Source organism: Phytoactinopolyspora halotolerans, assembly GCF_010550675.1.
GTDB lineage: Bacteria > Actinomycetota > Actinomycetes > Jiangellales > Jiangellaceae > Phytoactinopolyspora > Phytoactinopolyspora halotolerans.
The window spans coordinates 39,305-50,520 of record NZ_JAAGOA010000013.1 but is presented as its reverse complement, the minus strand read 5'-3'; the positions used below and the strand labels follow the sequence as shown (position 1 = coordinate 50,520).

Genomic DNA, 11,216 nt, shown 5'->3' with positions numbered 1-11,216 from the left:
GGAAGAAGGCGATGTGAAACCACCCGGGTTCACCTACCACCGGCCACAGACCGTCGAGGAGGCCCTCGACGTGCTGGCCGAGGTCGGCCCGGAAGGGAAGGTCATCGCCGGCGGGCAGAGCCTGGTGCCGATGATGAACATGCGTCTCGCCGCCCCGCAGCACCTGGTGGATATCAACCATCTTCCAGATCTCGGATTCGTCCAGGTCGAGGGCCAGGATGACGGACGGTCGGGCGTGCGGGTCGGCGCCACCGCGCGGCACGCGGACGTCGAGCGGGATCACGACGCGGGCCGAGCGGTACCGCTGCTGCAGCAGGCGCTGGCGTGCGTCGCACACCCGACCATCCGCAACCGCGGGACCACGGTAGGCAGTCTGGTGCACGCGGACCCGGCGGGTGAACTGACCGCCGTGCTGGCGTTGCTGGGCGGTTCGGTGGAGCTGCGCAGCACCCGGGGCACGCGCACGGTGCCGGCAACGGAGTTCTTCGTCGGACTACTGGAGTCGTGCGTCGAGCCGGACGAACTCGCCACGTCGGCGCTCTTTCCCGTCCCCGTCCCGCGCACCGGTTCCTCCTGGGTCGAGGTGGCCCGCCGCAACGGTGATTACGCCCTGTGCGGCGTCGGTGCACTGGTGACGATCGACGACGACCGGCGCGTCCGCGCTGCCCGCACCGCATACGTGTCGGTCGGTCCGACGCCGGTGGTGCTGGACGTGACCGACGAGCTCGACGCCGCTCCGCTGCACACGGCCGACTGGGCCACCGTGGGTCGGTGGGCGGCTGAACAGCTGACGCCGGGGGACGACATCCACGCTACCGCACACTACCGCAAGCATCTCGCCGCGGTGCTGACCGAGCGGGCGCTACGGGAAGCCGCCGGCCGGGCGGAGCGCGGCGAATCCGCCGAGTCCGCCGAGCAGATCGACGGCGCCACGCGGGCGAGGCGCGTATCGTGAGCGACCAACAATCTGCGACGACGAACGGCCAGGCGGCACACGGCCAGGTGACTAGCGACCAGGCGGCGACGACGAGCGACGGATCCGGCGACGAGGGTCTGCATGAGGTCCACGCGGTGGTCAACGGCGTGCACCGGTCGGCGAGCGTGCCGGCGCGGCGGCTGCTGTCCGATTTCCTCCGCCACGACCTGGGACTCACCGGCACCCACGTCGGCTGCGAACACGGTGTCTGCGGTGCCTGCACGGTGTTGCTGGACGGCCGGCCGATCCGCTCCTGTCTGCAGTTCGCGGTGATGCACGACGGTGCCCAGATCACCACGATAGAAGGGTGCGGCACACCCGACGGCGGGCTCGGCCCGGTGCAGCAGGCGTTCCGTGATTGCCACGGGTTGCAGTGCGGATTCTGCACGCCGGGCTTCGTGACGACGATCACGGCCTACCTGGAGGAGAATCCGTCACCCACCGAAGCGGAGGCACGCGAGGCGATCGCGGGCAACCTGTGCCGCTGCACCGGATACCAGAACATCGTCGCCTCGGTGCTGCGGGCAGCCCAGCTGCTGGACGGTGACGACCAGACCGACGGTCGCGACCAGACCGACGGTCGCGACCAGACCGACGGTCGCGACCAGACCGACGGTCGCGACCAGACCGACGGTCGCGATCAGACCGCTCCGGGTGCCGGGAAGGCGCACCGATGACGACGAGGACGGTCGGTGAGCCGATTCCCCGCGCCGAGGACCCACGGCTGCTCACCGGCGAGGGCCGCTACGTCGACGATATCGGGGGCGACGCGCTGGAGGTGGCATTTGTACGCAGCCCGCACGCGCACGCACGCATCGTCGACATCGACGTCATGGACGCGCTCGACGTCGATGGTCTGGTGGCGATCTACACGTACGAGGATCTGCGCGACCGGATGGCCGAGCCGCTGCCGATTCTCATCCCGCACCCTGGCCTGACCCACGGCCGGACCCCGTACGTGCTGGCCAAGGACGAGGTGAACCACGTCGGCGAGCCGGTGGTGATGGTCGTCGCCACGGATCGTTACGTCGCCGAGGACGTCTGCGACCGAATCGCCGTCGAGTACGACCCGCTCCCGCCCGTCGTCGGCATCGAAGCGGCACGCTCCGCCGCGCTGCTGGTCCACGACGACGTCCCAGACAACGTCTCGGCCCACCTGGTGCAGGAGTCGGGCGACGCGCCGTCGGCGATCGCACAGGCACCGAACGTCCTCGAGCTCGACCTGGAGATCGAGCGCAGCGCGTCCACGCCGCTGGAGGGCCGGGGAGTGCACGCCCGTTGGGACCCGGACGACCGTAGCCTGCGCGTCTACACCTCCACGCAGGCATCCACCTCGGTTCGAGCCGCGGTCGCGGCCAAGCTGGAGCTGCCGGCGGACCGGGTCGAGGTGATCGCGCCCGACGTGGGCGGCGGGTTCGGCGTGAAGATCGTGCATCCGTGGCCGGAGGAAGTGCTGGTCCCGATGGCGGCGATCCGCCTCGGTCGCGCGGTGAAATGGACCGAGGACCGCCGCGAACATTTCGTCTCCAGCGCGCACGAGCGCGGCCAGTTTCAGCACGTGCGAGTCGGATTCGACGACGACGGGCGGCTCCACGGCCTGGACGTGACCGTGTGGCACGACAACGGCGCCTACACGCCGTACGGGATCATCGTCCCGATCATCACCACGACGCAGCTGCTCGGACCGTACAAACCGGGAGCGTACCGGGCGGAGTTCTTCAGCCTGTACACGAACACTCTCACGGTCACGCCGTACCGAGGCGCGGGCCGGCCGCAAGGTTGCTTCGCGATGGAGCGCACCATGGACGCGATCGCGGAGCACCTCGGCCTGGACCGCGTCACCGTCCGGGAGCGGAACTTCATCCAGCCCGGCGAGATGCCCTACGACCACGGGCTGACCTTCCAGGACGGGCGGCCGCTGATCTACGACTCCGGCGACTACCCGGCCACGCTGGAGAAGCTGAAGAAGCTGATCGGCTGGGATGAGTTCGCCGAATACCGGGCGGCGGCCCGGGCCGAGGGGCGGCGCGTCGGCATCGGCATCGCCTGCTACGTCGAGGGCACCGGGGTCGGCCCGTACGAGGGCGGCTTCGTCAAGGTGGAGACCGACGGCACCGTCGTCGTCGCCACTGGGCTCACCACCCAGGGCCAAGGCCACCAGACGGTATTCGCGCAGGTCGTCGCCGACGAGCTGGGCGTACCGGTGGACCGCGTGGTGGTGACCACGGGCGACACCCGCCGTTTCGGCTACGCCGTGGGGACGTTCGCCTCCCGCGCCGCCGTGATGAGCGGCAACGCCGTGGCGCTGGCCGCGCGCCAGGTGAAGGAGAAGGCGCTGCGCGTGGCCGGCGAGGCGCTGGAGGCGGATCCGCGGGATCTCGAGTTGGCTGACGGCGAGGTCCGGGTCAAGGGCGTGCCGGGCGCGAGCGTGCCGCTGTCCACCGTCGCCGTGCTGTCCAACCCGCTGCGGTACGCGTTCGATGACGAGGCCAAGCGGGCCACGCAGTTCGCCGGCCCCTCGGATCCGGAGAAGCCGCCGGTGGCCGAGGGCGACGAGCCGGGCCTGGAGGCGACCGGCTACTACTCGCCGCCCCGGTCCACGTTCGCCAACGGCATGCACGCCGCGATCGTCGAGACCGACCCGGACACGGCCGAGATCTCGATCCTGCGGTATTGCGTGGTGCATGACTGCGGCACGCTGATCAATCCACGGATCGTGGAAGGCCAGATCCACGGAGGGGTGGCACAGGGCGTCGGCGGCGCGCTGTACGAGCGGATGGTCTACGACGACGCGGGCCAGCTGCTCAACGCGTCGTTCATGGACTTTCTGATGCCGTATTCGACCGAGGTTCCCATGATCGAGACCGACCACCTGCAGACGCCCTCGCCGCTGAACCCGCTCGGCATCAAGGGGGCGGGGGAGGCCGGGGTGATCCCGGGTGCGGCGGTGCTGGCGTCGGCGATCGAGGACGCCGAGGGCATCCGGATCTCGCGGATGCCGATCTCCCCGAGTGAACTGCACGACCTCAGGCGGGAGGGGCACGGTGCTGCCGACGAAGCGCCGTAGCGGCGGGGAGGGAGAATTCCCGTCTTCGCCCGCGGCGAGGTCGTCGCGGGGCTCCTACCACGCCGATGCCCGAGCCGAACCCTGGCCGGGAATTCTCCCTCCCCGCCTTCTGGGCACCGGTCGGCATGAGCGTTTGCGGCAGAGGCAGGACATATCGCGCGAGGAGGCGACCGACGGATGAAGGTGAGCGGCTCGGCGACGTTGCACGCCACGCGCGAGCGGGTGTGGAGCGCGCTCAACGACCCTGCTGTGCTGGTGCGCACCATTCCGGGTTGTGTGCGGCTGGAGGAGACGGGCACCGACACCTACGCGATGACGGTGCGCGCGGGGGTCGGCTCGGTGAAGGGCACGTATGCCGGCCAGGTTCGCCTGGGAGAGCAGGACGAGCCGTCGTCGTTCCTGCTGCGCGCGTCCGGCTCCGGTGCGCCGGGGACGGTGAGCGCCGACGTACGGGTGAGTTTGCACGAGAACGGTACCGGCACGACTCGGCTGGAGTACGATGCGGACGCGATCGTCGGCGGCATGATCGCCGGTGTCGGCCAGCGGATGCTCACCGGGGTGGCGACGAAAACGGCGGGTGAGTTCTTCGCCGCGGTGGACGACGTGCTGGCCGGCGTGGATGTGGGCGCCATCCCGGCGCAGCGCCCGGCGGGAGCGGATGAGACGGCGCAGAGCGATGACGAGCAGGGCCGGGCACGCCCGGCGGCGAGTGCGGTGTACGAGCCGTCGACGGCCGGCCGTCCAGGCCGGGCGGGGATGGTGGCGCGGCAGGAGTTCGCCTGGGGCGTGCTGGCGGGCGCGGCGATCGCACTGGCCGGTGTGGCGGTAGGCGCGCGCATCGCCGGCCGGCGACGAACCGGCGGCTGACGGAGACGACACGGGGGACATGGACGGATGAGCGATCTGGCCGGACGGACAGTCGCCGAACTCAGCGGCCTGCTGCGCGCCGACGAGGTGAGCGCGACCGAGCTGACGACGGCGTGTCTGGACGCGATCGACGCGAGGGAAGCGACCCTGCACGCCTGGACGATCGTCGACGCCGAGCTGGCACTGGCCCGGGCGCGCGAGCTGGACGGGGTGGCGCCGGAGAACCGCGGGCCGCTGCACGGAATCCCGGTCGGGGTGAAGGACATCATCGACACGGCCGACCTGCCCACGGCGTACGGGTCGGCCATCTATGCCGATCATCGACCGGACCGGGACGCCGACGTGGTCGCGCGCCTGCGCACGGCCGGTGCGGTGATCCTGGGCAAGACGGTGACCACAGAGTTCGCCCTGTTTCAGCCGGGTCCGACGACCAACCCGCACGACCCGGCACGCACCCCTGGCGGGTCGTCCAGCGGCTCGGCGGCGGCGGTAGGCGCGGGCACGGTGCCGGTCGCGCTCGGGACGCAGACCGCCGGGTCGGTGGTCCGGCCTGCCGCGTTCTGCGGCGTCGTCGGCGTGAAGCCCACATTCGGCGTGGTGCCGACCCGTGGGGTGAAGGCGTGCGCCCCGTCGCTGGACACGGTCGGGGTGTTCGCCCGAGACGTCGACGGTGCCGCACACGTGCTGCGGGCGATCGGCGGCGTCCCGCACGAAGCGACCGGTGGCGGCACCGGCGGCGGCACCGGTCGTGGCACCGGCGGCGTCGCTCGGCAGCAGCCGTACCCCACTGGGCGCGAGCGCGGGCTACGGGTGGGCTTCACCCGCACCCATGACTGGGGGATCGTCCCGCGGGACACGCGTTCGCGGATCGAGGCCGCCGCCGACCGGCTCGCCCGAGACCCGGACGTGGACATGGCCGAGGTGGACCTGCCGGAGCCGTTCGGCGGCCTGACGGACGCCCAGACATTCCTGATGCTGGTCGAGGTCAGCCGGTCGCTCAGGGACGAGCGCGCACGCCACGGTGACCGGCTCAGCCCGCGGCTACGGGAGATCCTGGCCGCGGGGGACCGGGCCGGATGGGCCTACGACGCGGCGCTGGCACGCATACACCTGTGCCGAGGGCTGCTCGACGACGTGTTCGCGCCGGTCGACGTGTTGCTCGCGCCGGCCGTGCTGGGCGAGGCGCCGCCGCTGGAGTCGGGCACCGGCGATCCGGTGTTGTGCCGGATGTGGACGGCGCTGGGCACCCCCGCCGTCGCCGTGCCCGGGCTCACCGGGCCGGCTGGGCTTCCGCTGGGTCTGCAGGTCATCGCCCCGCCTGGTCGTGACGACGTGGCCCTGCGTGCGGCGCGGCAGGTGGCGGAGGTGCTGGCGAGCGACGCTGCCGGCGCCGCTTCTTGAGCATCAGTGTCGTACCGGACCCTCTCCGGGGCGTCTATACGCAACTGAGACTCAACAAGTGCTCAACGCCGTCATTCTGTCTGGTCGACTGGCGCCCGCCGCGGGTCGACGTTGCGGTACGGTCGGGTGCATAGCTCCGATTTCAGAAGGAAACCGACACCGTGTCCGACCAGCCCGATCAGTTCGGCCGGCCCGAGCAGCCCGATCCGCTCGCCGAGCCGAGTTACGCCGTCCAGCCGGAGTACCGGGGCGAACCCGATCAACCGGCTCCGCCTGACCACCCACGGGCGACGGACCAGTTCGAACTCGTCGTAACCGACGCAGCCTTGCGCGGCCGGGATGGCCGGTACTCGATCGGCGTGAGCGACGGCCAGATCGCCGCGGTGCAGCAGGAACCGCTCAGCGGCCGGGTCGAAATCGACGCCGGCGGCAACCTCGTCACCGAGCCGTTCGTCAACGCTCACCTGCATCTGTGCAAGGCCTACACGCACGGCCGCGCCGGTGACGCGGTCGCGAGTGCCTACGCGGGCGGTTCCATGGGTGCCGCGATGTCCGCGGTGGAGCTGGCGTCCGCCGTCAAGGACGGCTACGGCGAGGACGCGATCGAGGCGAACGCGCGCCGCGCCATGTTCGAGGCGGTGCGACACGGTGTGCGGCACGTGCTGGCGTTCGTCGACGTCGACACCAAGGCACAGCTCACCGGCGTCGGGCCGCTGGTGCGGCTGCGCGAGGAGTTCGAAGGCGTCGCCGAGCTGTACATCGTGGCATTCCCACAGCAAGGACTGTTACGGGACCCGGGCGCGGAAGACCTGGTGCGGCAGGCGATCGCGCTGGGCGCGGACGTCGTCGGCGGCATTCCGTGGATCGAGCACAGCGACGACGACGCACGCGAGCACATCAGCCGGATGTGCGCCCTGGCGGCGGAGCACGGGCGGATGGTCGCGATGCTGGTGGACGACGCCGGGGATCCGGCGCTACGGACCACCGAGATGCTGGCGGCGGAGATGATCCGGCAAGGGCTGGAAGGGCGGGGCATCGCGCACCACGCCCGGGCAGTCGGCAGTTACGCCGAGCCGTCGGTACGCCGGCTGGCGAACCTGGCCCGCCAGGCCGGCCTGACCTTCGTCAGCTCGCCACACACCGGCCCGGCACATCTGCCCGCGTTCCAGCTGGCCGACCTGGGCGTGCCGGTGGCGTTCGGACAGGACGACATCGAGGACACTTACTATCCGTTCGGCCGGAACAACATGCTGGAGGTGGCGTTCCTCGCGGCGCATTCCTTGGGGGCGGTCACGCACCAGGCCTTGGAGCGAGTGTTCGACATGGTCACCGGAGAAGCCGCCCAGGTGCTGGGGCTGAACGGCCCCGGCCTGGCGGTCGGCGGGGCCGCCGACCTGGTGGTCCTGGACGGCTCCTCCGTGCGTGACGTGCTGATCCGGCACAACCCGCCGCGCTACGTCGTCGCAGGTGGCCGGATCGTCGCCGTCAACTCCAGCTCAACCGCGTTCCACCTCGGCGCGCGGGGCGAGCAGAGTGTGCCCGCGGGCTGGCCTGAGCACGGCGCGGCTACCTGATCGGCCAGAGGATCTCGGTCTCGTACTTGGCGGGGTCCTTCACGACGGCGGGGTCGTTCGGGTAGACATCGAACGGCGGCGCGGACGGTGTCAGGCCCTGCTTCGCCATCCACGCCTCCAGCTCCCGGTAGGCCATGCCGAGCTCGTCGTACGGGCCGACGTGCAGCGTGCGGGCCACCCGTCCGCCGGGGAAGCGGCGCGCGGTGAGTCCGTCCGGTGCGCTGCTGCCCTCCGGAACCGGGACCCACAGCTCGATCGTCCAGGTATCGCCCTCCATCTGCGGGTACGCCATGCGGGGTGGCGCCGTCGGGGTGATACCCGCGCGTCCGAGCGCCTCGTAGATCTGGTGGTAGACCGGTCCGGCGGTCTCGCTGATCGCCTCCGGCGGCGTGGACAGCGTCCGGCCGATGACGGTGACCGGCTCGATGGTGGTGGTGGAGAACTCGTAGGCCATGACAGCTCCCTTTCGGATGAAATCGTCGACACGTTGGAGCATGTGGCGATGGCGCTCGATCCGTTCCTCCAGCACGGCGCGGTGCGCGTCGAGCCGGTCGCGGAACCGATCCGGATCCTTCTCCGTGACCAGATCCTTGATCTCGGACAACGGCATGTCCAGCGAACGCAGAATCGCGATGGCTCGTGCGGTGCCCGCCTGTTCGGCCTTGTAGTACCGGTAACCGGAGACCGGATCCACGTACGCCGGCCGCAGCAGCCCCGTCTCGTCGTAGAGCCGGAGCGCCTTGATGCTGAGCCAGCACACCCGCGCGAACCGTCCGATGCTGAGCAGCTCGTCCATCGCCACCTCCCTGACGTCATGGAGCCTGATGTCTCCCCCAGGGGACGAGTCAAGGCCGCGCCGCCGTGGCCGTCAAGTACGACCGTCGACCCGTGCCGGGTCACGCCTTTTGCCGCATCGCGTATCTCGTTGGCGCGAAGACCGGCCGTCTCGTTGGCGCGAAGACCGGCAGCGTGGGCCCGACGAACGGGATGGACATCCGGCCGAGCTTCAGGACGGCGACAACGCGCCAGCTTCGTCGTTGGCAGATGTTGCCGACGCTTCGGGCGAACCCTGCCGGTTGAATCGCGACCAGCGGCCACGCCACGCGGGCCGCTTGGTGCAACTGTTCGCCACTCCGGTGCCGGCCGAGGGGAGTCGCCATGCCGCGAAGAATCCGCGTCGGCATCGACACCGGTGGCACGTTCACCGACGTCGTCGCCGTCGACGAAGAGACAGGCCGGATCGCGACCACCAAGACGCCGTCCACGCCGGCCGACCCGGCGGACGGGTTCATGACCGGTCTGCGCAAGGTACTCGACGTGCTGGGTGCCGGCCCGGCCGCGCTCTCGGCGGTGTCGCACGGCACCACGGTGGCGACCAACGCGCTGCTCCAGGGCGATGTCGGTGACCTCGGGTTCATCACCACCGAGGGGTACCGGCACGTGTTGGAGATCGCCCGGCAGTCGGTGCCGGACGGCTACGGGAACAGCTACTTCTGGGTGAAGCCACCGCGGATCGTGCCGGTCGACCGCGTCCGTACCGTGCGCGGGCGGCTCGCGTTCGACGGAACTGAGGTCCGCCCGTTCGACGAGGACGATGCGGTCGCCGCCGCGCGGTTCTTCCGCGACCGGGGAATCACCACCATCGGCGTCTGCTTCCTGCACAGCTATGCCAACCCCGACCATGAGCTGCGGATGCGGGACGTGCTCGCCCGGGAACACCCAGAGGCCACCGTGTCGATCTCGGCCGAGGTGCTGCGGGAGTACCGCGAGTACGAACGCAGCGTCACCACCCTGGTGGACGCCGCCGTCAAGCCGCGTATCCGTCGCTATGTGCGAAACATCGCCCGCCGCTTGAACGCGCTGGCGGCGTCCGGCACGCCGGGCGACACGTCGTCGGGCGCGCCGGACAGCGCGTCGTTGCGGGTGCCGGACGGCTCGTCGTCGCACGTGCCGGGCGGCGGCCGGGAGATCCCGTTCTACGTGATGAAGTCCAACGGGGGAGTGCTCTCCGCCGACGAGGTGGTCGAACAGCCGATCAGCACCGTGCTGTCCGGGCCGGCGGCCGGCGCGCTGGGCGCCGCCGTCATTGCCGAGGCCGCCGGTCATGCGAGCGTTCTCACGTTGGACGGGGGCGGCACGTCGACCGACGTCACGGTCGTCGTCGATGGCCACCCCGCATTGACCACCGAGGGTTCGATCGGCTCGTATCCGAGCAAGATCCCGATGATCGACGTGGTCACGGTGGGCGCCGGCGGTGGCTCGATCGCGCGGGTCAGCCCGGAGGGCACGTTGAAGGTGGGGCCGCGCTCGGCCGGCGCTGATCCGGGGCCGATCTGCTACGGGATGGGCGGCGACGAGCCCACGGTCACCGACGCGCACCTGGTGCTCGGCCGGATCCCGCCACACCTGCTTGGCGGAGAGGTGCCGCTGGACGCGTCGGCGGCACTCCACGGCGTGGGCGAGCTCGCGGGGCGGCTGGGCCTCACGCCGGAGCGGGCCGCGGCCGGCATCCTGGAGGTCTCGGCGTGGAATCAGGCCAATGCGCTTCGCCAAGTCACCGTCGGTCGCGGACTGGACGTGCGGGACTTCATGCTGGTGACGTGCGGCGGATCGGGGCCGTTGCTGGCGTGCCGGCTGACCGACATTCTGGGGCTGGAGGGTGTGCTGGTGCCGGTGAACCCGGGCAACCTGTCCGCGTACGGGTTGCTCACGGTCGACGTCCGCAACGATGACGTCCGTACCGCCGTCGCCCGGCACGAGGCGCTGAAGCCGGACGTCGTCGCGAAGGTCTTCGACGAGCTGCGGGTCGACGCGGACGCCGCGCTGGCGCGGGAGGGCTTCGCCGCACCCGATCGGCGGTTTCTGCGCACGGCTGATCTGCGCTACTTCGGGCAGGCGTTCGAGGTGCGGGTCGACGTGCCCGACGGCGAGTTCACCGCGGATCTGGCCGGCGTCGTCGCCGATCGGTTCCATGCCGAGCACCGTCGGCTGTACGGCTACGACTTCCGCTCCGACGCACGGCAACAGGTGGAGTGGGTGAACCTGCGCGTGACCGGGGTGGGCCCGATCCGTCGGCCGGAGATCATCGAGCTGCCGCGGGGCACCGGCGCTCGCCCGGCGGGTACGCGTCAGGTCTACTTCGACGGCTGGCTCGACGCGCCGGTGTACGTGCGGGAGACGCTCGGCGCCGCCGACGTCGTCGTCGGGCCCGCGGTCATCGAGGAATTCGGGTCGACCGTCCCCATCCACCCGGGATACCGCGCCGAGGTCGACCGTATCGGCAACCTGCTCATCACGCGAGAGGCGACGTCGTGAGCCTGCAGCGGGAGCA

General features: G+C 70.8%; 8 protein-coding genes. 7 read left to right on the top strand and 1 reads right to left on the bottom strand.

Annotated features, from left to right (window positions below; genetic code table 11):
• Positions 1-13 precede the first annotated feature (13 nt).
• The 6 genes from G1H10_RS18315 to G1H10_RS18290 all read left to right on the top strand — a co-directional run bounded on the left by G1H10_RS18315 (position 14) and on the right by G1H10_RS18290 (position 7,885).
• Complete coding sequence (locus G1H10_RS18315; protein ID WP_163740435.1) at positions 14-955, top strand: FAD binding domain-containing protein; 942 nt, start codon at positions 14-16, stop codon at positions 953-955.
• Positions 956-1,053: 98 nt separating this feature from the next.
• On the top strand, positions 1,054-1,653 hold the full coding sequence (locus G1H10_RS18310; protein ID WP_174264484.1) for a (2Fe-2S)-binding protein: 600 nt from the start codon (positions 1,054-1,056) through the stop codon (positions 1,651-1,653).
• Positions 1,650-4,043: an aerobic carbon-monoxide dehydrogenase large subunit gene (cutA, locus tag G1H10_RS18305; protein WP_163740433.1), complete on the top strand. Its 2,394-nt coding sequence runs from the start codon at positions 1,650-1,652 to the stop codon at positions 4,041-4,043. Before G1H10_RS18310 ends, cutA begins: the two co-directional genes overlap by 4 nt.
• A 177-nt stretch (positions 4,044-4,220) precedes the next feature.
• Positions 4,221-4,910, top strand: coding sequence for an SRPBCC family protein (locus G1H10_RS18300; RefSeq protein WP_163740431.1), 690 nt, complete (start codon positions 4,221-4,223; stop codon positions 4,908-4,910).
• Between the two features lie 27 nt (positions 4,911-4,937).
• Positions 4,938-6,311, top strand: a complete 1,374-nt coding sequence (locus G1H10_RS18295; RefSeq protein WP_163740429.1) for an amidase — start codon at positions 4,938-4,940, stop codon at positions 6,309-6,311.
• Between the two features lie 161 nt (positions 6,312-6,472).
• The gene (locus tag G1H10_RS18290) at positions 6,473-7,885 is read left to right on the top strand and encodes an amidohydrolase family protein (RefSeq protein ID WP_216853399.1); all 1,413 of its coding nucleotides are present in this window, start codon (positions 6,473-6,475) and stop codon (positions 7,883-7,885) included.
• Here the strand turns inward: G1H10_RS18290 and G1H10_RS18285 are convergent.
• A complete protein-coding gene (locus G1H10_RS18285; RefSeq protein WP_163740427.1) occupies positions 7,878-8,681 on the bottom strand; it encodes a MerR family transcriptional regulator in 804 nt (267 codons plus the stop codon). The genes G1H10_RS18290 and G1H10_RS18285 overlap by 8 nt on opposite strands.
• 362 nt (positions 8,682-9,043) lie before the next feature.
• Here G1H10_RS18285 and G1H10_RS18280 point away from each other — a divergent pair, with 362 nt between their 5' ends.
• Positions 9,044-11,200 carry a hydantoinase/oxoprolinase family protein gene (locus tag G1H10_RS18280; RefSeq protein ID WP_163740425.1) on the top strand — a complete coding sequence of 719 codons (2,157 nt, stop codon included), beginning with the start codon at positions 9,044-9,046 and terminating at the stop codon, positions 11,198-11,200.
• Positions 11,201-11,216 lie beyond the last annotated feature (16 nt).